General features: G+C 69.6%; 19 protein-coding genes. 13 read left to right on the top strand and 6 right to left on the bottom strand.

Features of this window, described 5'->3' with window-relative positions:
• The first annotated feature begins 1 nt into the window (after nt 1).
• The 7 genes from AB5J56_RS12065 (at nt 2) to AB5J56_RS12035 (ending at nt 9,862) form a co-directional block, all read left to right on the top strand.
• Nucleotides 2-925, top strand: coding sequence for a carbohydrate ABC transporter permease (locus tag AB5J56_RS12065; RefSeq protein ID WP_369232697.1), 924 nt, complete (start codon nt 2-4; stop codon nt 923-925).
• Between the two features lie 307 nt (nt 926-1,232).
• Nucleotides 1,233-2,432 (top strand): ROK family transcriptional regulator, encoded by a 1,200-nt coding sequence (locus tag AB5J56_RS12060; RefSeq protein ID WP_369232696.1) that lies wholly within the window; start codon nt 1,233-1,235, stop codon nt 2,430-2,432.
• A gap of 122 nt (nt 2,433-2,554) precedes the next feature.
• Nucleotides 2,555-3,655: a sugar ABC transporter substrate-binding protein gene (locus AB5J56_RS12055; RefSeq protein ID WP_369232695.1), complete on the top strand. Its 1,101-nt coding sequence runs from the start codon at nt 2,555-2,557 to the stop codon at nt 3,653-3,655.
• A 224-nt stretch (nt 3,656-3,879) separates the two neighbouring features.
• Nucleotides 3,880-4,671: an ATP-binding cassette domain-containing protein gene (locus AB5J56_RS12050; RefSeq protein ID WP_369242505.1), complete on the top strand. Its 792-nt coding sequence runs from the start codon at nt 3,880-3,882 to the stop codon at nt 4,669-4,671.
• Nucleotides 4,668-6,011 carry a sugar ABC transporter permease gene (locus AB5J56_RS12045; RefSeq protein ID WP_369232694.1) on the top strand — a complete coding sequence of 448 codons (1,344 nt, stop codon included), beginning with the start codon at nt 4,668-4,670 and terminating at the stop codon, nt 6,009-6,011. The genes AB5J56_RS12050 and AB5J56_RS12045 overlap by 4 nt, the downstream gene beginning before the upstream one ends.
• Nucleotides 6,012-6,258: 247 nt before the next feature.
• On the top strand, nt 6,259-8,190 hold the full coding sequence (gene dxs, locus AB5J56_RS12040) for a 1-deoxy-D-xylulose-5-phosphate synthase (protein WP_369232693.1): 1,932 nt from the start codon (nt 6,259-6,261) through the stop codon (nt 8,188-8,190).
• 148 nt (nt 8,191-8,338) lie between these two features.
• A complete protein-coding gene (locus AB5J56_RS12035; RefSeq protein WP_369232692.1) occupies nt 8,339-9,862 on the top strand; it encodes an amino acid permease in 1,524 nt (507 codons plus the stop codon).
• 27 nt (nt 9,863-9,889) lie between these two features.
• Here the strand turns inward: AB5J56_RS12035 and AB5J56_RS12030 are convergent, their stop codons facing one another.
• Both AB5J56_RS12030 and AB5J56_RS12025 read right to left on the bottom strand, forming a co-directional pair.
• Nucleotides 9,890-10,294 (bottom strand): NTP pyrophosphohydrolase, encoded by a 405-nt coding sequence (locus AB5J56_RS12030; RefSeq protein ID WP_369232691.1) that lies wholly within the window; start codon nt 10,292-10,294, stop codon nt 9,890-9,892.
• Nucleotides 10,295-10,307: 13 nt separating this feature from the next.
• Nucleotides 10,308-11,285 (bottom strand): hypothetical protein, encoded by a 978-nt coding sequence (locus tag AB5J56_RS12025; protein WP_369232690.1) that lies wholly within the window; start codon nt 11,283-11,285, stop codon nt 10,308-10,310.
• Between the two features lie 20 nt (nt 11,286-11,305).
• Between AB5J56_RS12025 and AB5J56_RS12020 the strand changes: the two genes are divergently transcribed.
• From AB5J56_RS12020 to AB5J56_RS11995, 6 genes are all read left to right on the top strand, one after another.
• Nucleotides 11,306-12,526 (top strand): CapA family protein, encoded by a 1,221-nt coding sequence (locus AB5J56_RS12020; RefSeq protein ID WP_369232689.1) that lies wholly within the window; start codon nt 11,306-11,308, stop codon nt 12,524-12,526.
• A 258-nt stretch (nt 12,527-12,784) separates the two neighbouring features.
• Nucleotides 12,785-15,055: a HAMP domain-containing protein gene (locus AB5J56_RS12015; RefSeq protein ID WP_369232688.1), complete on the top strand. Its 2,271-nt coding sequence runs from the start codon at nt 12,785-12,787 to the stop codon at nt 15,053-15,055.
• A 6-nt stretch (nt 15,056-15,061) separates the two neighbouring features.
• Nucleotides 15,062-16,675: a poly-gamma-glutamate synthase PgsB gene (pgsB, locus tag AB5J56_RS12010; protein WP_369232687.1), complete on the top strand. Its 1,614-nt coding sequence runs from the start codon at nt 15,062-15,064 to the stop codon at nt 16,673-16,675.
• Entirely contained in the window at nt 16,672-17,154 is a 483-nt protein-coding gene (locus AB5J56_RS12005; RefSeq protein ID WP_356148019.1) for a poly-gamma-glutamate biosynthesis protein PgsC/CapC, read from the top strand. The genes pgsB and AB5J56_RS12005 overlap by 4 nt, the downstream gene beginning before the upstream one ends.
• A 37-nt stretch (nt 17,155-17,191) precedes the next feature.
• Nucleotides 17,192-18,247, top strand: a complete 1,056-nt coding sequence (locus AB5J56_RS12000) for an NlpC/P60 family protein (RefSeq protein WP_369232686.1) — start codon at nt 17,192-17,194, stop codon at nt 18,245-18,247.
• A gap of 98 nt (nt 18,248-18,345) precedes the next feature.
• Nucleotides 18,346-19,362 carry a hypothetical protein gene (locus AB5J56_RS11995; RefSeq protein WP_369232685.1) on the top strand — a complete coding sequence of 339 codons (1,017 nt, stop codon included), beginning with the start codon at nt 18,346-18,348 and terminating at the stop codon, nt 19,360-19,362.
• 129 nt (nt 19,363-19,491) lie between these two features.
• Here the strand turns inward: AB5J56_RS11995 and AB5J56_RS11990 are convergent, their stop codons facing one another.
• From AB5J56_RS11990 to AB5J56_RS11975, 4 genes are all read right to left on the bottom strand, one after another.
• Complete coding sequence (locus tag AB5J56_RS11990; protein WP_369232684.1) at nt 19,492-21,618, bottom strand: 3-hydroxyacyl-CoA dehydrogenase NAD-binding domain-containing protein; 2,127 nt, start codon at nt 21,616-21,618, stop codon at nt 19,492-19,494.
• The gene (locus tag AB5J56_RS11985) at nt 21,615-22,841 is read right to left on the bottom strand and encodes an acetyl-CoA C-acyltransferase (RefSeq protein WP_369232683.1); all 1,227 of its coding nucleotides are present in this window, start codon (nt 22,839-22,841) and stop codon (nt 21,615-21,617) included. Before AB5J56_RS11985 ends, AB5J56_RS11990 begins: the two co-directional genes overlap by 4 nt.
• Before the next feature lie 126 nt (nt 22,842-22,967).
• Nucleotides 22,968-24,005 (bottom strand): LacI family DNA-binding transcriptional regulator, encoded by a 1,038-nt coding sequence (locus AB5J56_RS11980; RefSeq protein WP_369232682.1) that lies wholly within the window; start codon nt 24,003-24,005, stop codon nt 22,968-22,970.
• A complete protein-coding gene (locus AB5J56_RS11975) occupies nt 24,002-26,419 on the bottom strand; it encodes a glycoside hydrolase family 2 protein (protein ID WP_369232681.1) in 2,418 nt (805 codons plus the stop codon). Before AB5J56_RS11975 ends, AB5J56_RS11980 begins: the two co-directional genes overlap by 4 nt.
• Between the last annotated feature and the right edge of the window lie 26 nt (nt 26,420-26,445).

Genomic DNA, 26,445 nt, shown 5'->3' with positions numbered 1-26,445 from the left:
GATGAAGACCACCGAAACCCCGCCGCCCCTGGAGCCGGTCGAGGACCGTCCCCGGGTCACCAAGACGAAGGCGGCCGCACCGGAGCAGACGAAGAGCAGCGGGGGCGGCGTGCTCAACGTCTTCTCGCACGGCGTCCTCGTCCTCTGGGCGATCATGGTCGTACTGCCGCTGCTGTGGGCGGTGATGACGTCCTTCAAGGACGACAACTCCATCTTCAGTTCGCCCTGGTCACTGCCGGACAAGCTGCACTTCGACAACTGGTCGCGCGCCTGGTCGCAGGCGCACATGAGCGACTACTTCGGCAACACCCTCATCGTGGTGGGCTTCTCGCTGGCCGGCACGCTCATCCTCGGTTCGATGGCGGCGTACGTACTGGCCCGCTTCGAGTTCCCGGGCAACCGCTTCATCTACTACCTGTTCGTCGGCGGCATGAGCTTCCCGGTGATGCTGGCGCTGGTGCCGCTGTTCTACGTGCTGAACAACATGCAGCTGCTGAACACGCTGCCGGGGCTGATCCTCGTCTACATCGCGTACTCGCTGCCGTTCACCGTCTTCTTCCTGACGTCGTTCTTCAGGACGCTGCCGACCTCGATCGCGGAGGCGGCGTTCGTCGACGGGGCCTCGCACACCAGGACGTTCTTCCAGATCATGCTGCCGATGGCCAAGCCCGGCCTGATCAGTGTCGGCATCTTCAACTTCCTGGGGCAGTGGAACCAGTACATGCTGCCGACGGTCCTGAACACCGACCCGGACAAGAAGGTGCTCTCCCAGGGCCTCGTCGAGCTGGCCACCAGCCAGGGGTACAAGGGTGACTGGTCGGGCCTGTTCGCGGGCCTGGTCATGGCGATGCTGCCGGTGCTCGCGGCGTACATCATCTTCCAGCGGCAGGTGGTGCAGGGGCTGACGGCGGGGGCACTGAAGTAACCGACCGCCTCCCCGCGCCGACGTCGCCGGGAGCCCCGCAGCACGCGTACGCCGCCCCACATCCGCTGCGGGGCGGCGTACTGCTGCTGCCGCTGTCGGCCGGGCGCCGGGGCAGGCGGCGGACCGCCCCGGCGGACCCGGAACCGGTGTCCCGGGGCGTTCGTGACAGGGCTCTCATCCGTAGGCCCGGTTGCCCAGATGTAGCTCAACCTCTTGACGGGAGGTGACCCGAACGGCTCAGCTTAGAGTTCACTAGTTGGACATAAACGGGGTCTCACCGAAGCGGCCCCGTACGCGGGAGGTCGTCGTGGAGACTCCGGGTTCGCAGTCGTCGCTGCACCGGGCCAATCTGGAGCGCGTCGTCCGTGCGGTGCGCCTTGCGGGCTCGCTGACGCAGGCGGAGATCGCGAGGACGACGGGCCTGTCCGCCGCGACCGTTTCCAATATCGTCCGTGAGCTCAAGGACGGGGGAACGGTCGAGGTCACACCCACTTCGGCCGGGGGCCGCAGGGCCCGCAGCGTCAGTCTGAGCGGTGACGCCGGCATCGTGATCGGCGTCGATTTCGGGCATACGCATTTGCGCGTCGCGGTCGGGAATCTCGCCCACCAGGTGCTCGCCGAGGAGTCCGAGCCGCTCGATGTGGACGCCTCCGCCGCGCAGGGCTTCGACCGGGCGGAGGAGCTGGTCAGTCGCCTGATTGCAGCAACCGGGGTCGACCGATCCAAGGTCGCCGGCGTCGGGCTCGGTGTGCCGGGCCCGATCGACGTCGAGTCCGGGACCCTGGGCTCCACCTCGATCCTGCCGGGCTGGACCGGTGCGAAGCCCGCCGAGGAGCTGCGGGGGCGGCTCGGCGTGCCGGTGTACGTGGACAACGACGCCAACCTGGGTGCCCTCGGTGAGCTGGTGTGGGGCAGTGGGCGCGGGGTCAAGGACCTGGCCTACATCAAGGTCGCCAGCGGTGTCGGCGCGGGACTGGTCATCAGCGGCAAGATCTACCGCGGCCCGGGTGGCACAGCGGGAGAAATCGGGCATATTACTCTTGATGAATCCGGCCCCGTCTGCCGCTGCGGCAATCGGGGCTGCCTGGAGACCTTTGCGGCCGCGCGCTATGTGCTGCCGCTCCTCCAGTCCAGTCATGGCACCGATCTGACCATGGAAGGAGTGGTCAGGCTGGCACGGGACGGAGACCCGGGCTGCCGTCGCGTGATCGCCGACGTCGGCCGTCACATCGGCAGTGGAGTCGCCAATCTCTGCAATTTGCTGAACCCGAGCCGGGTGGTCCTCGGTGGCGATCTCGCCGAGGCCGGGGAGCTGGTTCTCGGGCCCATCAGAGAGTCTGTCGGCCGCTATGCGATCCCCAGCGCGGCACGTCAACTATCCGTTCTCCCAGGGGCACTTGGGGGTCGTGCGGAGGTACTCGGAGCGCTTGCTCTCGCACTCAGCGAGATGGGCGATTCGACCCTTTTGGACGGCACCCTGCACACGGTGACCCCTGCCTTCACTTAGAGAACGAATAGCGCCGTTGCCATCTCGTTAAGTATTTACTTCTTGACGTCGCACGTGTGGCCGAGTTGACTTCCAGCCACCTCGGCCGCAGCGTTGCGGCCCTGTCAGGGAGGCACCCCCAAATGAACGCAACGATGCGTAGAGTCGTGATCGGTACCGCCGCGGTTTCGATGGCTCTCTCCGTGGCCGCCTGCGGCAAGGCCGGCGACAAGAACGACTCGGGCAGCAGCACCAGCAGCTCCGGCAGCAAGACGATCGGCCTGCTGCTTCCCGACAGCGTCACCGCGCGCTACGAGAAGTTCGACCACCCGCTCTTCGACGCCAAGGTCAAGGAGCTGTGCCCCGACTGCAAGGTTCAGTACGCGAACGCCGCGGGTGACGCGGCCAAGCAGGCCCAGCAGGTCAGCACCATGATCACGCAGGGCGTCAAGGTCATCGTGGTCAGCGCCCAGGACTCCGCGGCCATCAAGTCCTCGATCCAGAAGGCCGTCGACAAGGGCATCAAGGTCGTCGCGTACGACCGTCTGTCCCAGGGCCCGGTCTCTGCGTACGTCTCCTTCGACAACGTCAAGGTCGGCGAGCTCCAGGGTCAGGCGCTGCTCGACGCGCTCGGCTCCAAGGCCACGCCCAAGGCGAAGGTCGTCATGATCAACGGTGACGACGCCGACCCGAACGCCGGTCAGTTCAAGCAGGGCGCGCACAAGATCCTCGACGGCAAGGTCGACATCGCCTACGAGCAGTCCGGCCTGTGGAAGGACACGGTCGCCGCGCAGAAGATGTCCGCGGCCATCACCCAGATCGGTGCCAAGAAGATCGCGGGCGTCTACGCCGCGAACGACGGCATGGCCGGCGGTATCGCCACCACGCTCAAGGGCGCCGGTATCAGCGGCATCCCGCTGACGGGCCAGGACGCGGAGCTGGCGGGCATCCAGCGGATCGTCGCGGGCACCCAGTCGAGCACCGTCTACAAGGCCTTCAAGCCCGAGGCGGACGCCGCTGCCCAGCTCGCGGTCAACCTGCTCCAGGGCAAGAGCATCTCCTCCCTGGCCACCGGCACGCAGACCAGCGGCTCCGGTGACAAGGTGCCCTCGCAGCTGCTGACCCCGGTGTCGGTCACCAAGGCCAACATCAAGGACACGGTGATCAAGGACAAGCTCTACACCGTCGACCAGATCTGCACCGCTGACTACGCCAAGGCCTGCAAGGCCGCCGGCCTTCAGTAAGCACTCCGGGCACGTAGCCGCGCGAGGACCGCACAGCGGTCCGGCGAAGCCTGTCCGACGCCCGCCCCGGCCTACAACCCCGCTGCCGGGGCGGGCGTCGGACGGAACCGTTGCCAAGGGCGGCGGTTTCGCGCATGTTCATCTTGTAAACCTGTGCCTTGCGCACAACCCTCCGCGCCTGTGTCATCAAGCGCGGCATCCCCGCCGGTCAGGCGGCGAAGGAGATGGTTCACGTGTCCGCTACGCCCGTGTTGGCGTTGCGCGGAGTCTCCAAGCGATTCGGTGCGGTCCAGGCACTCACCGATGTCGAACTGGAGGTCCACGCCGGAGAAGTGGTCGCCCTTGTCGGCGACAACGGCGCAGGAAAGTCCACCCTGGTCAAGACGATCGCGGGTGTGCACCCCATCGATGAGGGCGTCATCGAGTGGGAGGGCGACCCGGTCAGCATCAACAAGCCGCACGACGCCCAGGGACTCGGCGTCGCGACGGTCTACCAGGACCTCGCCCTGTGCGACAACCTCGACGTGGTGGGCAACCTCTTCCTCGGCAGGGAACTGCTGCACCGCGGCGTCATCGACGAGGTGACGATGGAGAAGCAGGCACGCGAGCTGCTGAGCACGCTCTCCATCCGCATTCCGAGCGTGCGCATCCCGATCGCCAGCCTTTCGGGTGGCCAGCGCCAGGTCGTGGCCATCGCCCGCGCCCTGATCGGTGACCCGAAGGTCGTCATCCTCGACGAGCCCACCGCGGCCCTCGGTGTCGAGCAGACCGCACAGGTCCTCGACCTGGTCGAGCGGCTGCGCGAGCGGAACCTCGGCGTCATTCTCATCAGCCACAACATGGCCGACGTGAAGGCGGTCGCGGACACCGTCGCCGTGCTGCGCCTCGGCAAGAACAACGGCTCCTTCCCGGTGAAGGACACCAGCCACGAAGAGATCATCGCCGCGATCACGGGAGCCACGGAAAACGCCGTGACCCGTCGTGCGGGGCGTCGCACCACGGAGGCGGCAAAGTGAGTGACACGTCGAAGACCGTGAAGGGCGACTCGTCCAACCTCTCGAAGTCGGAGGCCGAGCCGGGACAGACCACCGTCGCTCCTGCCGACGACCCCACGGCCGCCCCGGTGTCCGTCGTCGACCCGCGCCTGCTGGTCCGCGAAGAGGGCCTGAAGGGTTACGTCACCGAGTTCAAGCGCAAGGTGAAGGGCGGTGAGCTCGGCTCCCTCCCGGTCTTCGTCGGCCTGATCGTCATCTGGACGATCTTCCAGCTCCAGAACGATCGTTTCCTCAGTGCCGACAACCTGTCGAACATCAGCTACTACATGTCGGCCACCGGCATGCTCGCCATCGGCCTCGTGTTCGTGCTGCTGCTCGGCGAGATCGACCTCTCCGTCGGCTCGGTCAGCGGCCTCGCGTCCACGCTCTTCGCCGTTTTCGTGGTCACCCATGGCATGAACGCCTGGCTGTCCCTGATTCTGACGATCCTCACCGGTATCGGCATCGGTGCGCTGCACGGCTGGTTCTTCGCCAGGATCGGCGTACCGGCGTTCGTGGTGACCCTGGCCGGCTTCCTCGGCTGGAACGGCCTGATGCTGTGGCTGCTCGGTTCGAGCGGCACCATCAACATCCCGGCCGAGAAGGGCCCGGTGCACCTGCTGGGCCAGAACTCCTTCTTCATGGACCAGGCCGTCATCGGCGCCTACGTGCTTGCCGGACTCGGCGTCCTGTCCATGCTCGTGGGCTCGGTCGGCGAGCAGCGCCGCCGCCGTGCGGCGGGAGTGCCCTTCCGTCCCACCAGCGAGATCGTGATCCGCGTCGGCGCCCTCGCCGTGGCGGCCTTCGCCGCCGCCGCCGTGCTGAACAACGCCGAGGGTGTCTCCAACGCCCTGGTGATCTTCCTCGCGGCGCTGGTGATCGTCGACTTCGTGCTGCGGCGCACCACCTACGGCCGCAAGGTCTTCGCGGTCGGTGGCGGCATCGAGGCGGCCCGCCGGGCCGGCATCAACGTGCCCATGATCCGCATCACGGTGTTCGCGATCTCCGGTGGTTTCGCCGCGGTCGGCGGTATGTTCTTCGCCGGTCAGACCGCATCCGCGACGCTGAACGCCGGCGGCGGCAACACTCTGATGCTGGCCATCGCGGCCGCCGTCATCGGCGGCACCAGCCTCTTCGGCGGCCGGGGAAGCGTCTGGTCGGCCCTGCTGGGCATGCTGGTCATCCAGTCCATCCAGACCGGTCTGGACCTGCTCAACATGAACACGTCGATCCAGTACATGATCACCGGGGCCGTGCTCCTCGGCGCCGTGGTGATCGACTCGGTCTCGCGCAAGAGCCAGAAGGCCGCAGGGCGCGCGTAAGCACGCGGATCGCCCCAGGACGAGTGCCCGGTACCAATGGCGGTACCGGGCACTTCCCTGTCCGGAACGGATCCGGAACACGTCCCGAACAGCCCGGAACCCGTACGGAAAGGGAACGCGTGTACGGGCGATTTACGGCCGTTCGCGTGACGTACACCCCAGAGCCCGGACGCCGCCATGAAAGGCGGAACATTAGACTCGACAGACCCGGCGAAAGCTCGAACAGCTCTACTGCAAGGAGGCACGGGTGCCGCTGCTGACCCGCATCACGGGACCGCGCGATCTGGACCGGCTCAGCCTGGAGCAGCTGGACCAGCTGGCCGACGAGATCAGGACCTTCCTCGTCGACGCGGTCTCCAAGACCGGCGGCCACCTCGGCCCCAACCTCGGAGTCGTCGAGCTCACCATCGCCCTGCACCGAGTCTTCGAGTCGCCGAAGGACAGGGTGCTGTGGGACACGGGCCACCAGTCCTACGTCCACAAGCTGCTCACCGGCCGGCAGGACTTCTCGAAGCTGAAGATGAAGGGCGGCCTGTCCGGCTACCCCGCGCAGGCCGAGTCCGAGCACGACGTGATCGAGAACTCGCACGCCTCGACGGTCCTCGGCTGGGCCGACGGCCTCGCGAAGGCCAACGAGGTGCAGGGCCGCGGCGACCACGTGGTCGCCGTCATCGGCGACGGCGCCCTCACCGGCGGCATGGCCTGGGAGGCGCTCAACAACATCGCGGACGCCAAGGACCGCCCGCTGGTGATCGTCGTCAACGACAACGAGCGCTCCTACGCGCCGACCATCGGCGGCCTCGCGAACCACTTGGCGACCCTGCGCACCACCGACGGCTACGAGCGCTTCCTGGCCCGCACCAAGGACCTCCTGGAGCGCACTCCGGTCCTCGGCAAGCCGCTCTACGAGACGCTGCACGGCGCCAAGAAGGGCCTGAAGGACTTCATCGCCCCGCAGGGCATGTTCGAGGACCTCGGCATCAAGTACGTCGGCCCGATCGACGGCCACGACATCGAGGCCCTGGAGTCGGCGCTCGCCCGCGCCAAGCGCTTCGGCGGCCCGGTCATCGTGCACTGCCTCACCGAGAAGGGCCGCGGCTACCAGCCGGCCCTCCAGGACGAGGCGGACCGCTTCCACGGCATCGGCCCCATCCACCCCGACACGGGTCTGCCGATCAAGGCCTCGGGCGCCGACTGGACCTCCGTCTTCGGCGACGAGATGGTCAAGCTCGGCCAGGAGCGCGAGGACATCGTCGCGATCACCGCGGCGATGCTCCAGCCGGTCGGCCTGAAGAAGTTCGCCGACGCCTTCCCGAAGCGGATCTACGACGTCGGCATCGCGGAGCAGCACGCCGCCGTCTCCGCCGCAGGCCTCGCCACCGGCGGACTGCACCCCGTCTTCGCCGTCTACGCGACCTTCCTCAACCGCGCCTTCGACCAGGTCCTGATGGATGTGGCCCTGCACAAGTGCGGGGTCACCTTCGTGCTGGACCGCGCGGGTGTCACCGGCACCGACGGCGCCTCGCACAACGGCATGTGGGACATGTCGATCCTCCAGGTCGTGCCCGGCCTCAGACTCGCCGCGCCGCGCGACGCCGACCAGGTCCGCGCCCAGCTCCGCGAGGCCGTCGAGGTGCACGACGCGCCGACCGTGGTCCGCTTCTCCAAGGGCGCCGTCGGCCCCGCGGTGCCCGCCGTGGGCCGTATCGGCGGCATGGACGTACTGCGCGAGGCCGGCACCGACGCCCCGGACGTGCTCCTGGTCTCCATCGGCGCCCTCGCCCCGATGTGCCTGGAGATCGCCGGCCTGCTCGACCGGCAGGGCATCTCCACCACCGTGGTCGACCCGCGCTGGGTCAAGCCCGTCGACGAGGCCATGGCCCCGCTCGCCGAGCAGCACCGCGTGGTCGTCACCGTCGAGGACAACTCCCGCGTCGGCGGCGTCGGTTCGGCGATCGCGCAGGCCCTGCGCGACGCGGGCGTCGACGTGCCGCTGCGCGACTTCGGCATCCCGCCGCGCTTCCTCGACCACGCCTCCCGCGCCGAGGTCATGGCGGAGATCGGGCTGACCGCGCCGGACATCGCACGCCAGGTCACCGGCCTCGTCTCCAAGCTGGACGGCCGGTTCGAGCGCACCACGGCGCAGGCCGTGGACGCGGCGGAGCCTGTGCGCGACTGACGCGTTCCCGCACGGCCTGATGGGCCGGTTCCGACACCCTGTACGGGTGGCGGAACCGGCCCATTCGCGTGAATCCACCCGTGCCGGGGCATACGGAGCAGCAGCCCCCTCGATCATGTCGAGGACGACGAGCGTGGGAGGTACACCCGTGAGCAGCACCCTCTTCAGAACGAAGAAGGTCGAACAGTCGATCTTGGACACTGAGGAGCCGGAGCACGCACTCAAGAAGTCGCTGTCGGCTCTGGATCTCACCGTCTTCGGCGTCGGTGTCATCATCGGCACCGGCATCTTCGTCCTCACCGGCACGGTGGCCAAGAACAACGCCGGTCCCGCCGTCGCCCTGGCCTTCGTGGTGGCCGGGGTCAGCTGCGGGCTCGCCGCGCTCTGCTACGCCGAGTTCGCCTCCACGGTGCCGGTGGCGGGCTCCGCGTACACCTTCTCGTACGCCTCCCTCGGCGAACTGCCCGCCTGGATCATCGGCTGGGACCTGGTCCTGGAGTTCGCGCTCGGCACGGCGGTGGTCGCCGTCGGCTGGTCCGGCTACATCGCCTCACTGCTGGACAACGCCGGCTGGCACCTGCCGGCGAGGCTCGCGGGCCGGGACGGGGCCCATGGCTTCGGCTTCGACATCCTCGCCGCCGCCCTGGTCCTCGTGCTCACCGGCATCCTCGTGCTCGGCACCAAGCTCTCGGCGCGCGTCACCTCGATCGTCGTCGCCATCAAGGTGACGGTCGTCCTCGTCGTGATCATCGCGGGTGCCTTCTTCATCGAGGGCGACAACTACCACCCGTTCATCCCCAAGGCGCAGACCGTGGAGGCGGGCGGAGACCTCCAGTCCCCGCTCATCCAGCTGATGTTCGGCTGGGCCCCGTCCAACTTCGGCGTGATGGGCATCTTCACCGCCGCCTCCGTCGTCTTCTTCGCCTTCATCGGGTTCGACGTCGTCGCCACGGCCGCCGAGGAGACCAGGAACCCGCAGCGCGACATGCCGCGCGGCATCCTCGGCTCCCTGCTCATCTGCACCACCCTCTACGTCGCGGTGTCCATCGTCGTGACCGGCATGCAGCACTACACGAAGCTGTCCGTCACCGCGCCGCTCGCCGACGCCTTCAAGGCCACCGGGCACCCGTGGTTCGCGGGCTTCATCAGCTTCGGCGCCGCCGTCGGCCTCACGACCGTGTGCATGATCCTGCTGCTCGGCCAGACCCGCGTCTTCTTCGCGATGAGCCGCGACGGACTGCTGCCCCGCTTCTTCTCCCACGTCCACCCGAAGTTCAAGACCCCGCACCGGCCGACGATCCTGCTCGGCGTGATCATCGCGATCCTCGCGGGCTTCACGCCCCTGAGCGAGCTCGCAGAACTGGTCAACATCGGCACGCTCTTCGCCTTCGTGGTCGTCGCGCTCGGCGTGATCATCCTCCGCAGGAACCGCCCCGACCTGCACCGCTCCTTCCGCACCCCGCTGGTGCCCCTGGTCCCGATCCTGTCGGTCCTCGCCTCGCTGTGGCTGATGCTCAACCTGCCCGCCGAGACCTGGCTGCGCTTCGGGATCTGGATGGTGATCGGCTTCGCCGTCTACTTCCTGTACGGGCGCTCGCACAGCCGTCTCGGGCAGCAGGAGGAGACGACGGTGGGCGAGGTGCTGAAGCCGCCGGGCGACGGCACCGTGTGATCGCGGCGCGGTGGGCCCGGACGGCTCTCAGGGCTCATCGCGCAAGGTGCGCGGCCCTGCGACCTGGGCGCCCAACTCGCCGACCCTGCGCCGCAGTTCACGGTCGGCGGTGATGACCAGGCAGGGACGGCGCCGGGCCTCGGCCACCAGCTCCACGATGCGGTCGTCGCCGCTGCCGGGCGCCTCCTCGACGCGGACCGCGGGCACGGAGTCCACACCGCGTGCCGCGCCCTCGACCACCAGAACCAGCTCCAGGGGCCCGGCGAGGCCGCCCGCGCCGGACCGTGCGAACGGCACCAGGCGGTCGCGCAGCCGTTCGGCGGCCGCACGGCGGTCGCGCCACCAGCCGTCGGGCACGGACCCGACGACGTTCGCGCCGTCGACGATGAGCAGGGGCGAAGCCGTGTGCGCCGTATCCGCCGTGTCCGTCATGCTCGTCAGGGCCTCAGTTCCTCAGGGGAGTGTTCGCCCACTCGCGTGTGATCCTGCCCACCGCGGCGGACGCCTGCTCGGCCGGCCGCCCGCCTGCGCGCACCGTGGGGGAGAACTCGATGTGCAGGAACGGCACGTGGTCGTCGTCGGCGACGCGGCCCTGCACGTTCTCCCGGCCCTCCAGCGGGCAGCTCCGGACCCAGGCCCGGCACACGTGAAAGCCGCGTACGCGGAAGGCATCGGCCAGCGTGCGGCCGTCCTGCCGACCCGTCGGTCCAGCCCCGGTGGAGGCGACCACGTCGAAGCCGGGGGCGGAGGAGGCGGCGAAGCCGTGCAGCTGGATCCCGGGCATCCCCCGGCGGGCCAGCTCGGCGCAGACGGCACTGAAGACGGTGTCCTCGCGGTGCGCCACGTCCGCGGAGTTCCCGACTCCGGCTTTGCGGTGTGCTCCCGCGATCACCAGCACTCCGCCGGGGGAGCCGCGCATCACCCGCACGCCCAGCAGCTCGGTACCCCGGTCGAAGACCGGGTGCGGGACCTGCACGGACCAGCGGGGGTGGTGGTCCAGGTCGATGTAGAACCGGCCCCAGCCGCGCGGAGCCACGGCGGCGTCGGTGCGGTCGGCCACCTCGGCGTAGTTGACTCCGGAGGAGCGGTCGACGACGGTACGCACGGTGAAGTCCCGTTGCGAAAGCGTCTGCTCCGCTTCCTTGCGGTGCCCGTCGAGCAACAGGCCGACCGCCCCGGCGATGGCCTCGCGGTTGGCACGGCTGGGTTGCCGATAGCCGTGGTCCGCGCCGAACCGGCTTGTGTAATCCGTCACTTCGCGCGCCAGGTCGATCTCCCTGGCGCCCTTCACGGCATGCTTGCCCGCACCGTCCGTGGCCTTGCCTTGGTCGGTGTGGAGGAGGGCGGTGAGTGCACCGGCGAGACCGGCGACGACCAGCAGTATTGTCGTGATCGTTATGATCCGTGGGCGGATGGCTCTCATGGTTGTATCAAGATATCCCGGTGAACAGACGCCGTAGCCGCACCCTGCTGAGCCTGCTGACCCCGCTCTCCCTCGTCGCCGCCCTGTCCGGCTGCGGCCTCGTCTCGGACGGCGGGGACGACCAGAGCGGCGGGCGCTCCTTCACCGTCGCGGCAGCCGGGGACATCCTGATGCACCCCGAGCTGGTGGACCAGGCGCGCAAGGACGCCAAGCGCACCGGCAAGGGCGTGGACGGGCTGGACTTCGGGCCGATGATGGCCGGCATCAAGCCGGTGATCAGCAAGGCGGACCTGGCGATCTGTCACTTCGAGCCGGTGATGGGCGCGCCGAAGGGCCCGTTCGAGGGCTTCCCGGACTTCCAGGTGCCGCCGCAGGTCGCGAAGACGATCAAGAGCGTCGGCTACGACACCTGCTCCACCGCTTCCAATCACACGCTCGACCACGGGTATGAGGGCGTGAAGCGCACCCTGGACGGGCTGGATGCCGCGGGCCTGAAGCACACGGGTTCCTTCCGGACGAAGAAGGATTCGCTCACCCCGCTGATCATGGACGTCAAGGGTGTCAAGGTCGCCCAGATATCGTTCGCGTACGGCTTCAACGAGCCCCACAAGATGCCGAAGGACAAGCCCTGGCTCGCCAACCAGCAGGATCTGGGCCGGATCAAGGCCGCTGAGCAGCGGGCCCGCAAGGCCGGTGCCGAAGTGGTGATCCTCTCCCTGCACTGGGGCCGCGAGCACCACCCGGAGCCCTCGTCCTCGCAGCTCTCCTTCGCCCGGCAGATCGCCCGCCACACGGGCATCAATCTGGTCATCGGCCACCACGCGCACGTCGTGGAGCCGATGGAGAAGGTCGACGGAACCTGGGTGACCTACGGCCTCGGCAACCAGATCGCCCGGCACGAGGTGCCGACGGGGCTGACCGAGGAGGGCGTGATCACCTGGTTCACGTTCACCGAGCACGGCAAGGGCAACTGGCAGGTGCAGCCCCGCTTCGAGCCGACGCTGCTGATGATCCCGCCGGACGCCGAGAACGAGAGGGACGGCGGCCAGGCCACCTACAAGGACGACGACGTGCGGGACTACCGCCTGCTGGACGTGGCGACCGCGCTCCGGGACGACCAGGACCTCACGGACGCCCAGCGGGCCCGGCTGCGGCTCGCGTTCGAACGCACGGAGGGCACTCTGCTCAACCGTGGCGCGGCCAAGGACGGCCTGAAGGCACTGACCTCGCTGCCCGATTAATGTGCATGCGTGCCCGATCCTGACCGACTAAACGCGAATGTTGCGTACATCACAAAGCAACCTGCGCAACTCTGAGGGCCTCCTACCAGTCTGAGTGCTGCGGGTGCACCCGTGAGACGGGCGCGCCCGCAATACACCCGTAATCGAACAACGTTCCCGATTTCCTGTGCGGAACTGGCCGTCCCGCACCCCTGAGAGGACCCTCCTGTGGCGTCACCGCCCCCGGCGCGGCACCATCGAGCCCGCCGTCGTGCCGACATGTCGCTGATCGGAGGCATCCGCCCGCCGATCGCGGTCCTGTCGGTGCTCCTCCTGACGCTTGCCGCCGTCACAGCACTCGTGCTGGGACGCGTCGACAACGCCGGAGTGCCGAAGGCGGTGCTGACGTCCCAACAGCACTTCGCGGAGGACGGCGCCATCGCGCTGCGTGCCTCCATCGACGAGTCCGTCACCGACGTCACCCGGTCCGCCACGTTGTTCAGCGCCGGACAGCCGGTCTCCAGCGACGCCGTCCTCGACAAGCTCGGCAACACCTACCAGAAGTGGGTGGGCACCGCCGTCGTCGAGATCCGCAGCAACAAGCTGGTCGCGGCCCGCGGCGAGACGGTGCCGCTGACCTCCGTGAACACCTCCGCACTCGGCGGCGCGGACGGACTGGCCCCGCGCATGGTCCGGCTGAAGAACGGCGAGGTTCGTCTGCTGTCCTTCGGGCTGCTGACCTGGCCGGGCAAGCCGCAGCTGCTGCTGGTGACCTCCAGCAACCTGAAGTTCCCCGGTATCAGCCTCGGCGATTTCCGCTCCATCGCCGTGGTCGACCGCGACGGCGCGATCCTCAGCAGCGACGGCATCCCCGAACCCGAGCAGGCGCGCAACAGCATCGACCGCAAGGACATCAAGGACTCCCGCAAGCAGCTCAAGGACTTCGCCCAGACCACGGCCCGCAAGGCGCAGCAGGATCCGCGCAGCAGCAAGGAGCCCGGCACCGCGGGCTACCAGGGCGTCAGTGGCAGCCTGCTCGGCGGGAAGCTGCTGAGCGACCGGTCCGTTGCCGGATACGCCACGCTGACCTCGCCCCAGCCCGGCGAAGTCAGCACCGCTTCCGGGCTCGGCCTCTCCGTCGTCGCCATGGTCAAGGTGCCCGAGGACCCCACCCGTACGCATTCCTCGGTGTTCGGTCTGCTGGCGGCCGGCGCGCTGCTCATCGTCGGCGCACTGGCCGTCGCGGTACTGCTGGGAACCGTGCAACGCCCGCTCATCCGGCTGTTCCTGGAGTCCCGCCGGCTCACCCGGGGCGACCTGACCCGGCCCGTCACCGTCCCGGGCTACGGTGAGGCGCACCGCATCGGCAACACCCTGGAGCAGTTGCGCCGGCAGCTGGTCAGCGAGTCCGCCGAAGCCTCCAGCCCGGCGCCGCGTCCGCGCGGACTGCGCCGGGTGGGCACCCGGGCCCTGCTGGTGGTGAGCGCGGCCCTGCTGCTGGCCTGGTGCGCACCGCTGATGCTGCTGCTCAACCGCGCGGACAGCACGGCCGTCGTACCGCAGCAACTCGTCAGCGACCAGCGCGAACGCACCCAGACGCTCAGCGACCGAGTGCGTCGCGCGCTCAACGAGGGTGACGCCGACCTGCAGTCCGTCGCGTCGCTGGTCGGCAACCGGACCCCGGAAGCCATGGGCGATGTGCTGGAACGCACCATCAACGAGAACCAGCGCTACCGCTCGCTCTACGTCGTCGACTCCTCCGGTGAGGTCCTGGCCCGGGAGGGCAAGGAGCCCCGGGTGATCAAGTCCAAGCGGGCCTCCAGCACCCCGCTCCGGCTGCTGGGTCACGGCGGCAAGGAGCCCGTCGTCGTGGGCGGCGCCGCGATCCCGGGCAGCAAGGGCAGTTATCTGGTCGGCGAGTTCCGCGTCGAGTTCCTCAACGCCCTGCTGAACCGGCCGGGCCTGGGCGTGGTCCGGCTCGTGGACGACGAGCGCAAGATCATCGCCGGCAACACGGGCTTCCTCGCCTTCCAGTCGCTGCCCGACGACAACCTGAGGGACCTCGTCTCGGCCAGCGCCCAGCGGCTCGGCAAGAAGGCGCGGCCCAACGGTGTGCTCTACCACGCGCACGGGGTGCGGATCGCCGCCGCCGCGCCGTTCTCCGGCAGCGGCTCCGCCCAGAAGCTCGGCTGGAGCGTGGTCAGCTGGCAGCCCGCCAGCCGGCTCGCCATCCCCGGCTACGAGTCCCAGAACCGCACCGTCCTCGCCGGGCTGCTCGGCGCCACCGCGGCCGTCGCCTGTCTGGGCTGGCTGCACATCGTGGTGGCCCGGCCCCTGCGCGCGCTGGCCGACGGAGCCGAGGCGCTCGCCGGGGGAGACCGCAAGACCGTGCTCTTCCCGCAGCACCACGACGAGGTCGGAGCCGTCACCCGCTCCCTGGAACTCATCCGGCAGCAGCTGCAGGACCAGCGCCGGCAGCAGCCCCGCCGCACCCCGCCCCGGCAGCCCGCGCCGCAGCAGTCCGCGCCGCAGCAGTACACAAGGAACTGATCACCTGTGCTCTTCCTCTACACCGTGCTGCTGGTCTGCTGCGCGATCCTGCTCATAGCGGGCATCGTGGAGCAGCGCCGGCACTTCACCAACCTGGACCACATACCCACCCGGGTCCTGGTCAACGGCATCCGCGGCAAGTCCTCCATCACCCGGCTGTGCGCGGGCGCCCTGCGCGGCGGTGACCTGGTCACCGTCGCCAAGACGACCGGCACCGCGGCCCGGTTCATCCACCCGGACGCCACCGAGGAGCCGGTCTACCGCAAGTTCGGCATCGCCAACGTCGTCGAGCAGATCGGCATCGTGCGGCGGGCCGCCGCGTACCAGCCGGACGCGCTCGTCATCGAGTGCATGGCCGTCATGCCGGCCCTTCAGGAGATCAACCAGTCCAAGCTGATCCGCTCCACGATCGGCGTGCTGTGCAACGTCCGTGAGGACCACCTCGCCGAGATGGGCCCCACCCTGGACGACGTGGCCCGCTCGCTGTGCCGCTCGATGCCGGAGGACGGCATCTGCGTCACCGCCGAGAAGGACCGTTTCGACATCCTCCAGGAGGAGGCGGACGCCCGGAACTGCCAGCTGATCTACGCCGACCCGGAGACGGTCAGCGACGAGGAGCTGCGCGGTTTCAGCTGGTTCACCTTCAAGGAGAACGTGGCCATCGCGCTGACCGTCGCCGAACTGCTCGGCGTCGACCGGGAGACGGCCTTGACGGGCATGTACGAGGCCCCGCCGGACCCCGGTGTCCTCTCCGTCGAGCGCTATCTGACGCCCGAGGGGAAGAAGGTGCGCTTCGCCAACGTCTTCGCGGCCAACGACCCCGAGTCGACGCTGATGAACATCAACCAGCTGCTCGACCTCGGCGCCGTCCACCGGCCGCTCAACGTGGTCATCAACTGCCGCCCCGACCGCGTCGAACGCAACGGGCAGATGGGCGAGATCATCCCCGAACTCGACCCCGAGCACGTCTTCGTCATCGGCCACCCGGCCAAGTCCGCCATCGACGCCATCCCCGCGGAGTTCCGCTCGCGCGCCGTCGACCTCGGCGGCGACAAGCGTGACCCGGAGGAGTTCATGGCCCGGCTGCTGGAGCAGCTCGGCCCGGACTCCTCACTGGTGGCGATCGGCAACATCCACGGCCAGGGCGAGATCCTGCTGGAGCACCTCGCCGAACTCCCGCCGGACGACAGCGCCGACGAGCCCGTGGCCGAGGCGTCGACCGACGTCGCGGGGGCGGCGCCCGCCGTGGTCGAGCACGTCGAGACCGTGCAGCTGTACGCGCCGCGCATCGACCCGTACCAGGGCTACCCGCAGGCGTACGAGTCGCGCTACACCCAGCAGCCGTACGTCCCGCAGATCCCCGTACAGCGCGACGCCGCACACCAGGACCGGGATCGGGCGAGCCAGGCGGGGCACGGGCAGCCGTACCCGAACCCGAACGACCCGTGGCCGCAGCCGTACTACGGCGAGCAGCCCGCCTCCGCCGTGCCGCAGGCGCGCCCGGACACCGGCCCCCGGGCCGGACAGGACCAGACCCGCGGGCTGTTCGAACCCCGCGTACCTCCCCAGTCTTCCGACGACGACAGCCAGCAGTGGCACAGCCCAGGAGAACAGCGTTGATCCCCTCCGTCCTCACCCCCGAGATCGCCGCGATCGGCATCGGCCTGGGCCTGATGTTCTCGCTCATGTGCTACCTGACGACCAACCTGTCGCCGGGCGGCATGATCACGCCGGGCTGGCTCGCGCTCACCCTGATCGAGGACCTGCAGCGGGCCGCGCTGGTGCTCGGGGTGACCGTGCTGACGTACGTCACCACGCTGCTGCTGCAGCGTTTCGTGATCCTTTACGGGAAGCGGCTGTTCGCGACCGTGGTGCTCAGCGGCGTGCTCATCCAGGCGACCGTGATCATCGTGCTGCAGATGGAGTTCCCGCTGCTGTACGCCAACCAGACGCTCGGCTTCATCGTCCCGGGCCTGATCGGCTATCAGCTGGTGCGTCAGCCCAAGGGCGCGACGCTGCTGTCCACCGGAGCGGTCACCCTGGCCACCTATGTGGTCCTGACCGCCGGAATCCTTCTGGGCGCTCTGCCGTCCGCCTGAACCTGCCTGTACTCGACGCAATCCTGGAGCCCTCATCATGGCGAAGCGCAAAGGCCGCCCCGTCGTCCACGCCGCGACGGTCCTGGCGCTGCTCGCGAGCAGCGCCTACTTCACCTACGAACTGCGCAAGGACGAGCAGGCGAAGGTCCCGGCCACCCAGTCGGTCACCGACAACGCCCAGCAGGGCTCGGGCAATGCGACCGGCAAAGAGACCTGGGAGCGGCTGAACAACCCGGCGCGCTCGGTGCTGCGCGACGGCAAGGGCGCGGTCATCGCCACCTACACGGACGGAGCCCGCACCGCCACGCTCAAGGGCCCCACGCGGACCTTCACCGAACCGTCCAACACCAGCACCAAGGTGGTCACCAACGACTGGGTGCGCCTCCTGCCGGAGCCCTGGACCAAGGGCGCCGAGAAGCAGCAGTGGTACAAGGACTGGTTCAAGCAGTACAACGGCAGCGAGGAGGACGACATCTTCGCGTTCGCCTTCCAGTACACGCCGGGCGCGCCGGTCAAGAAGGACGACCAGGGGGTCCAGTACGAGGGCCACGCGTTCTACGGGCCCCTCAAGGCCGACGGCGTGGACCGGGCCGAACAGACCGACTTCTACGACTACCTGGGCATCCCGTACACCTTCCGGGACGGCACCACGAAGCAGCCGAGCGCCGACCGCCTGCGCTCCGTGGACTGCTCCGGCTACCTGCGTCTGGTCTACGGCTACCGTGCCCGTTACCCCCTGCGGTCCGGCAACGAGACCGGTGACGGGCTGCCGCGCACCGCCGACGCCATGGCCCGCTCCAAGACCGGTGTCGACATCATCAAGCTCCAGGGCCCCAGCCCCTGGTACGTCCGGCCGACGAACATCGATGTCCTCCAGCCCGGCGATCTGCTGTTCTTCAAGATGGACCACCGCACCGGCAATCACATGGACCACTCCGCGATCTACCTGGGCCCGGACACCGAGGGCCACAAGATCTTCGTCTCCAGCCGCAAGGAACAGAACGGCCCCACGATCGGCGACCAGGGCGGTACCTCGCGGCTCGACGGCAACGGCTTCTACGCCGGGCTGTTCCGCAGTGCCAAGCGCCTGTGAGCGGCGTACGGCCTCGTCCCCTGCCCTTCGTGGGTGAGGCCGTACGCCGGGCGGGGGCTGGCCGTCGCGACGGCTCCGCCCCCACTTAGAGTGAAGCGGTGAACGGCGACTGGCTCCTCCGCGGACGCGACGGCAGGCTCAGTGTGTACCTGCTGTCGGAGGCCGCCGTGCTCTGCCGGGCGGAGCACGGCCCCGGCGGCCCCTGGGACGCCCCGCGCACCGTCGGCGGCGACCAGCGCCTGCACCCCGTCCTGGCCGTCGGTCAGGGCGCCGACGGCTATGCCCATCTGGCCGCCTGGCGCCCCACCGTCACCGGTGAGTCCGGCCTTGTCCACTCCACGCACTTCCGGCCACGGCTCGCCGCCCTCGACTGGACCCCGATCGGCCACCCCGACAAGAAGGGCGACCGGACGGGCACCCCCGCCGTCGCCGTCGACGCCGAGGGCCGCGCCCACGTCTTCGTGCGCAACAGGAGCGGCGGCGTCGGCATGGTCGCCCAGAAGGAGAAGGGCGGCTGGGACCCCTGGCGCGACCTCAAGGGGCGCGACGTCCAGGAGGAACTCGCCGCGGTGACCGGGGAGTCCGGACGCGTCGAGCTGTACGCGGCCGTGCCGGGTGGCCTCCTGCACTGGCGGCAGGAGGAGCCGGGTGCGCAGCCGGTTCTGGAGGAGTCCGTGGAGACGCCGGTACGTCCCGGCACGCTCCGTGCGCTCGCCACGTCGCCGGAGTCCACCACCCTCTTCTACACCGACGACACGGGTGACCTCTGCGCCTGGCGCCCCGGCGGCAAGCCGGTCTCCCTCCTCGCCGGCGCCGGGCCCGGTCCCGTCAGTGCCGTTCGCTGTGAACTCGACGGGCACGACTGCACGTTGCTCGCTCAGCGCTCGGCCAGCGGTCGCGTCGCCTTCGCCGCGTATCCGACCGAGGACGAGTCGGCGGGTGCGTGGTGGACGGAGTCGGGCCCTCAACTCCCGGCTGACGCCGGGGTGTCACTCGCCTCGGACGAGCAGGGCCGCGTGGTCGCAGCGAGCCTGGCCCCCGGGACGGGGGAGCTGCTCCTGACCCGCCGCAAGGACGAGCCGGGGCTGGCGTTGGAGGCGTGGCGGGCTGTCTAGCCCGTCCGGCGTTTGAGGACGAGGCCGTTCAGGCCGAACGGGGGTCTGGGGCGGAGCCCCCAGAGCACAAACGCCGAGTGCCCTGTACGCCAACCTGGCGTACAGGGCACCGACCATCACAGCGAAGCGTTACGCCGGAACGCTCGCCAGGCCCTCGGCCAGGAACCGCTTCCCGGTGACCCGCTCGGAGACACCCTCGCGGTCGAGGTACGGGGTGATCCCACCGAGGTGGAAGGGCCAGCCCGCGCCCGTGATCAGGCAGAGGTCGATGTCCTGCGCCTCGGCGACGACACCCTCGTCGAGCATGAGCCCGATCTCCTGGGCGACGGCGTCGAGGACACGGTCACGGACCTGCTCCTCGGTGAGGGCGACATCGCCCTGCTTGAGGAGTGCGGCGACCTCGGGGTCGAGCTCCGGCTTCCCGGAGTCGTACACGTAGAAGCCACGCTTGCCCGCCTTGACGACGGCCGCGAGGTTCGGGGAGACGGTGAAGCGCTCGGGGAAGGCCCGGTTGAGCGTCTCGGAGACGTGCAGGCCGATGGCCGGACCGACCAGCTCCAGAAGGACCAGCGGCGACATCGGCAGACCGAGCGGCTCGATGGCCTTCTCGGCGACCTCGACCGAGGTGCCCTCGTCGATGACGTTCTGGATCTCGCCCATGAAGCGGGTCAGGATGCGGTTCACGACGAACGCCGGGGCGTCCTTGGTGAGAACCGCGGTCTTCTTCAGCTTCTTGGCGACGGCGAACGCCGTGGCCAGCGAGGCGTCGTCCGTCTGCTCGCCGCGGACGATCTCAAGGAGCGGGAGGATCGCAACGGGGTTGAAGAAGTGGAAGCCGACGACCCGCTCGGGGTTCTTCAGCTTCGACGCCATCTCGCTCACCGACAGCGAGGAGGTGTTGGTGGCGAGGATCGCGTGCGCCGGGGCGACCGCCTCGACCTCCGCGAACACCTGCTGCTTGACGCCGATCTCCTCGAAGACGGCCTCGATGATGAAGTCGGCGTCGGAGAAGCCCTCGGCCTTGTCCAGCACACCGGAGACCAGGCCCTTGAGGCGGTTGGCCTTGTCCTGGTTGACGCGGCCCTTGCCGAGCAGCTTGTCGATCTCGGCGTGGACGTAGCCCACACCCTTGTCGACGCGCTCCTGGTCGATGTCCGTCAGGACGACGGGCACCTCGAGGCGGCGCAGGAAGAGCAGGGCGAGCTGCGAGGCCATCAGGCCCGCGCCCACGACGCCGACCTTGGTGACCGGACGCGCCAGGGACTTGTCCGGCGCACCCGCCGGGCGCTTGGCGCGCTTCTGGACGAGGTTGAACGCGTAGATGCCCGCGCGCAGTTCGCCGCCCATGATCAGGTCGGCGAGCGCCACGTCCTCGGCGTCGTAACCCTTCTGCAGGTCACCGTCCTTGGCCGCGGCGATGATGTCGAGGGCGCGGTAGGCGGCCGGGGCCGCACCGTGCACCTTGCTGTCGGCGATGAACCGGCCGCGCGCCACGGCCTGGTCCCAGGTCTCGCCGCGGTCGATGGCCGGACGCTCGACCTTGACGTCGCCCTTCAGCACCTGGGCGGTCCAGATCAGCGACTGCTCCAGGAAGTCCGCACCCTCGAAGAGGGCGTCGGCGATGCCGAGGTCGAAGACCTGCTGGCCCTTGAGCTGCTTGTTCTGGTTCAGCGAGTTCTCGATGATCACCGAGACGGCCTTGTCCGCACCGATCAGGTTCGGCAGGATCGTGCAGCCGCCCCAGCCGGGGACCAGACCGAGGAAGACCTCGGGCAGCGAGAACGCCGGGAGCGCCTTCGAGACCGTGCGGTACTTGCAGTGCAGGCCGACCTCGACGCCGCCGCCCATCGCCGCACCGTTGTAGTACGCGAAGGTCGGGACGGCGAGCGCGGAGAGGCGCTTGAAGACCTCGTGGCCGCCCTTGCCGATGGCGAGCGCGTCGTTGTGGTCCTTCAGGAGCTCCACGCCCTTGAGGTCCGCGCCGACGGCGAAGATGAACGGCTTGCCGGTGACGCCGATACCGACGATCTCGCCGGCGGCGGCCTCCTTCTCGACCTGGTCGATGGCGGCGCTCAGGTTCGCCAGCGACTGCGGTCCGAAGGTGGTCGGCTTGGTGTGGTCGAAGCCGTTGTCCAGCGTGATGAGCGCGAAGCGCCCGGCGCCGAACGGCAGGTCCAGGTGGCGTACGTTCGCCGAGGTGACGACCTCGCCGGGGAACAGCTCGGCCGCGCCCTTCAGGAGTTCAGCGGTGCTCACTTGTCGCCTCCGGCGTCCTTGTGGTGCGGGTTCTCCCAGATCACCGTGGCGCCCATGCCGAAGCCGACGCACATGGTGGTGAGGCCGTAACGGACCTCCGGCTGCTCCTCGAACTGGCGGGCCAGCTGCGTCATCAGACGGACGCCGGAGGAGGCGAGCGGGTGGCCGTAGGCGATGGCGCCGCCGTACTGGTTGACGCGCGCGTCGTCGTCGGCGATGCCGTAGTGCTCCAGGAACGCGAGCACCTGGACGGCGAAGGCCTCGTTGATCTCGAAGAGGTTGATGTCCTCGATGGACAGGCCCGCCTGGGCGAGAGCCTTTTCGGTGGCCGGGATCGGGCCGTAGCCCATGACCTCCGGCTCGACGCCCGCGAAGGCGTACGAGACGAGGCGCATCTTCACCGGCAGGTCGTGCTCGCGGGCGAAGTCCTCGGACGCGATGATCGAGGCGGTCGCACCGTCGTTCAGACCGGCCGCGTTTCCGGCGGTGACCCGGCCGTGCACACGGAACGGGGTCTTCAGACCGGACAGGTTCTCCAGGGTCGTGCCCGGGCGCATCGGCTCGTCGGCGGTGACCAGGCCCCAGCCCGTCTCGCCGACCTCCGCGTTGGTGTTGCGCACCGAGATCGGCACCAGGTCCTGCTGAATCTTGCCGTTGGCGTACGCCTTGGCGGCCTTCTCCTGCGAGCGCACGGCGTACTCGTCGGCGCGCTGCTTGGTGATCGTCGGGTAGCGGTCGTGCAGGTTCTCCGCGGTCATGCCCATGAACAGGGCGGACTCGTCGACCAGCTTCTCGCTGACGAAGCGCGGGTTCGGGTCCACGCCCTCGCCCATGGGGTGGCGGCCCATGTGCTCGACGCCACCGGCGAGGGCGACGTCGTACGCACCGAAGGCCACACCGCCCGCGACGGCGGTGACGGCGGTCAGCGCGCCCGCGCACATGCGGTCGATGGAGTAGCCGGGGACCGACTGGGGGAGACCGGCGAGGATTCCGGCCGTACGGCCGAGGGTCAGGCCCTGGTCACCGATCTGCGTGGTCGCGGCGATGGCGACCTCGTCGATCTTCTTGGGGTCGAGGCCGGGGTTGCGGCGCAGCAGCTCCCGAATGGCCTTCACGACGAGATCGTCGGCGCGGGTCTCGTGGTAGATGCCCTTCGGGCCCGCCTTGCCGAACGGGGTGCGGACGCCGTCGACGAAGACGACGTCCCTGACGGTACGAGGCACGATGGCTCTCCTCCATATGCGGGATGGCACTGCTGCGCGACACACACGCCCTGAGCGCGCGCTCACCTGACCATGCTACTTACGAGTAACCATGCTGCACAGTCCCGGAGCCGGGAGCGGCGAACGTCACATCCGCGGAGGCGCCGTGGAGCCCCTCGGAGTGAGGACGGGAGTGGACGCCAGGTGCGATCCGGGCCCCTCGCCGGTGATCACCCCGAACAGCGTCCGCGCCACGTCCGCGCCGAATCCGTGCACGTCATGGCTCATCGCGGAGAGCGTCGGATGGGTCAGCCGGCACAGCTGGGAGTCGTCCCAGGCGAGCAGCGACACGTCACCGGGCACGCTCAGCCCCATCTCGGCGGCGACGGAGAGTCCGGCGACGGCCATGATGTCGTTGTCGTACACGATCGCGGTCGGGCGGTCCGGGGGAGCGGCCGTCAGCAGCGACCGGGTGGCCCGCGCGCCCGCCTCCCCGGAGTAGTCGGTGGCGACCTGCCAGGCCCCGTCGAGGTCGAGGACCCGCGCCGCCTCGTCGAAGGCGGCCGCCCGGATCGTGGTGTGGCCGAGCGCCGCCGCACCGCCGACCCGGGCGATCCGCCGGTGCCCGAGCGCGGCGAGATAGCGCACGGCCTCGGTGACGGCGGTGGCGTCGTCCGTCCACACGGTGGTGAGGCCCCCGGTCAGCGACGGATGCCCGACGGCGACGGCGGGCATGCCGAGCCGCTCGACGGCGGCCACCCGCGGATCGTCCGCCCGGAAGTCGACCATGATCGACCCGCTGATCTGCCGCCCCTTCCACCAGGAGTCCTGGAGCCGGACCTCCTCCTCCAGGTTCCGCACCAGGCGCAGCAGCAGCGAGCACGAGTGCTCCGTCAGCACGCCCTCCACGCCGGAGATGAACTCCATGTAGAACGGTTCGAGCCCGAGCAGCTTCGCCGGCCGGCAGATCGCCAGCCCCACCACGTCCACCCGCTGGCTGGACAGCGACCGCGCCGTCAGATTCGGCACCCAGCCCAGCTCCCGGGCCGCGTCGAAGATCCGGTCGCGGGTCGCCTCGGACAGCCCCGGCTTGTGGTTGAAGGCGAGCGACACCGCGCCCTTGGACACCCCGGCGCGCGCGGCGACGTCCTTGATGGTGACGCGGGGCGTCGGCGCTGTCGTCATTGGATCGGCTCCACGCAGTACAGGGCGGTTCGGGCGGTCTCGGCATCGGGAGTCTCCCAGCCGCGTACGCCGATGGTCACCCGCTCGCCGGGAAGCAGGGTCACCAGACCGGTGTCGGCCGCGGCGCCCGGGTCCAGCCGGTCGGCCTGCAACAGCAGATCCCGTACGAGGGTGTGGGCCGTCACGGTCACCGCGCCCTGCGCGAGTGTGACGTCGAACCGGGGGCGCGGGTAGGGGACTTCGCGGTCCGGCACGGGGAAGTGCAGGGCGCGCAGCCGGGTCGCCTCCGCAGGGCCCTCATCCATGGCGTCCTCGGCGTCCGCCACGAGGAACTCCTTCGGGCCCACGGGCTCCAGCTCGCGCGGCACCGGGACCTCGGCGACCGCCCGCGCGGCGGCCGACAGGTTCAGGGACACCTCGCCCACGACCACGCCCTCGACGGACATCCGGCGCAGCGTGAGCGAGCCGCGCCATGCCTGCGCGGACTGGTTGACGGCGGCCAACACCAGCCCGCCGAGCCGGGGTTGAAGGGTCAGCAGCCGGTCCGCGTACAGCCGCTTCAGCTCGTGGTAGAGCGGCTTCTCGCGTCCGTCGCCGTCGATCGCCGCCCAGGACGTCACCGGCCAGCAGTCGTTGAGCTGCCAGACGATCGTGCCCGCGCATACGGGCCAGTGCGCGCGCCAGTGCTCGATCCCGGCGGCGACGGCCCGCGCCTGGTTGACCTGGGTGAGGTAGTGCCAGCGGTCGAAGTCGCCCTCGGTGAAGCCTTCTTCGGGCACGGCGAAGTGTCGGGCGAGCCCCCGCTCCAGCTTCCCGTTCCCGTCGTCGGCCTTCTGGTGGTGCAGCATGCCCGGGGAGCCGGGCGCGAGCGTCTCGCCGGGCAGCGCCCGCCGCAGCGTCGCGTACGCGGGCGGCGCCTGCCAGCCGAACTCGGCCACGAAGCGCGGGACTTCGAGCCGGTAGTCGGCGTAGTCGTCCCGGTTCCACACCTCCCACGAATGGTGCGTGCCGCGCGCCGGGTCGTTCGGGTGGTGGTCCCACGAACCGGACCAGGGACTGCCCGGTGTGTACAGCCGCGTCGGGTCCAACTCCGCGACGACACGCGGCAGCAGACCCAGGTAGTAGCCCTCGCCCCATGAGTCCCCGGCCAGCCGCCGTTCCCAGTCCCAGTCCCGAAAGCCCCACAGGTTCTCGTTGTTGCCGTTCCACAGCACCAGCGAGGGATGCGGCATGAGCCGTACGACGTTCTCGCGGGCCTCCGCCTCCACCTCGCCGCGCAGCGGCTGTTCCTCGGGGTAGGCCGCGCACGCGAAGGGGAAGTCCTGCCAGACCAGCAACCCCAGCTCGTCGCAGGCGTCGTAGAAGTCCTCGCTCTCGTAGATGCCGCCGCCCCAGACGCGGACGAGGTCGACGCCGGCGGCGGCCCCCTGCGCGAGCCGCGTCCGATACCGCTCGCGGGTGACCCGGGACGGGAAGACGTCGTCCGGGATCCAGTTGACGCCCCGCGCGAACAGTCGCTCCCCGTTCACCACGAGGGTGAACCCGGAGCCGTGCGCGTCGGCCGAGGTGTCCAGCTCCACGGTGCGAAAGCCGATCCGGCGCCGCCAGGCGTCGAGCGGCCCGTGCGTGTCGGAGAGCGTCAACTCCACGTCGTACAGCGGTTGTTCGCCGTGGCCGCGCGGCCACCACAGCTGGACGTCGGGCACATCGAGCCGTACGGCCCCGCTGGTGCCGTCGATCACCGCGCTCGCCCGCACCCCGCCGACCCGGGCCTCGACGGTGAGTTCCGCCTCGACCCGGGTCCGCTCGACGTCGACGGACAGGTGGACGCGGCCGGTTGAGCCCCGCACGGTCACCACGGGCCGTACCCGGGCGATCCGCGCCGTCGACCAGCGCTCCAGCCGGACCGGCCGCCAGATTCCGGCCGTCACCAGGGTCGGACCCCAGTCCCAGCCGAAGGAGCAGGCCATTTTGCGCAGGTACTGGAAGGGCTGGGGATAGGCGTTCGGCCGCTCGCCGAGGCGGTCGCGCACGGCCTCGGCCGCGGTGTACGCGGAGGTGAAGCGCACCGAGAGCGGACCGTTCATGCCGGTGATGTCGAAGCGGTGGGAGCGGTGCATGTTCTGTACGCGGCCCAGGAGTTGACCGTCCAGCCGGATCTCTGCGGCCGTGTCCAGGCCGTCGAAGACGAGGTCGGTCTGCTCGTGCCCGGAGGACACCGGCACCTCGATGTCGTACGTCCAGTCCCGCCGCCCCACCCACGCCACCTCGGTCTCGGCCTGTCCGAGAAAGGGGTCCGGGATGACTCCGGCGGCCAGCAGATCGGTGTGCACACAGCCCGGTACCGCGGCGGGAAGCGCGCTTCCCTCGTGCCGCAGGGTCCATCCCTCGGTGAGCGGTGTGGCATCCAGCATGCGCACTCCCTAAACCGGTCCAGCCC

Origin of the sequence: Streptomyces sp. R21 (assembly GCF_041051975.1) — a bacterium.
Classification (GTDB): domain Bacteria; phylum Actinomycetota; class Actinomycetes; order Streptomycetales; family Streptomycetaceae; genus Streptomyces.
This window is presented reverse-complemented; position numbering and strand designations above follow the sequence as displayed.

Excerpts from the sequence above, each read along its gene's own strand:
- AB5J56_RS12050 (WP_369242505.1), top strand. The coding sequence starts at position 3,880 with ATGGTTCACGTGTCCGCTACGCCCGTGTTGGCGTTGCGCGGAGTCTCC.
- AB5J56_RS12055 (WP_369232695.1), top strand. The coding sequence starts at position 2,555 with ATGAACGCAACGATGCGTAGAGTCGTGATCGGTACCGCCGCGGTTTCG.
- AB5J56_RS11975 (WP_369232681.1), bottom strand. The coding sequence starts at position 26,419 with ATGCTGGATGCCACACCGCTCACCGAGGGATGGACCCTGCGGCACGAG.
- AB5J56_RS12015 (WP_369232688.1), top strand. The coding sequence starts at position 12,785 with ATGTCGCTGATCGGAGGCATCCGCCCGCCGATCGCGGTCCTGTCGGTG.
- AB5J56_RS11980 (WP_369232682.1), bottom strand. The coding sequence starts at position 24,005 with ATGACGACAGCGCCGACGCCCCGCGTCACCATCAAGGACGTCGCCGCG.
- AB5J56_RS12030 (WP_369232691.1), bottom strand. The coding sequence starts at position 10,294 with ATGACGGACACGGCGGATACGGCGCACACGGCTTCGCCCCTGCTCATC.
- AB5J56_RS12025 (WP_369232690.1), bottom strand. The coding sequence starts at position 11,285 with ATGAGAGCCATCCGCCCACGGATCATAACGATCACGACAATACTGCTG.
- AB5J56_RS12000 (WP_369232686.1), top strand. The coding sequence starts at position 17,192 with ATGGCGAAGCGCAAAGGCCGCCCCGTCGTCCACGCCGCGACGGTCCTG.
- AB5J56_RS12065 (WP_369232697.1), top strand. The coding sequence starts at position 2 with ATGAAGACCACCGAAACCCCGCCGCCCCTGGAGCCGGTCGAGGACCGT.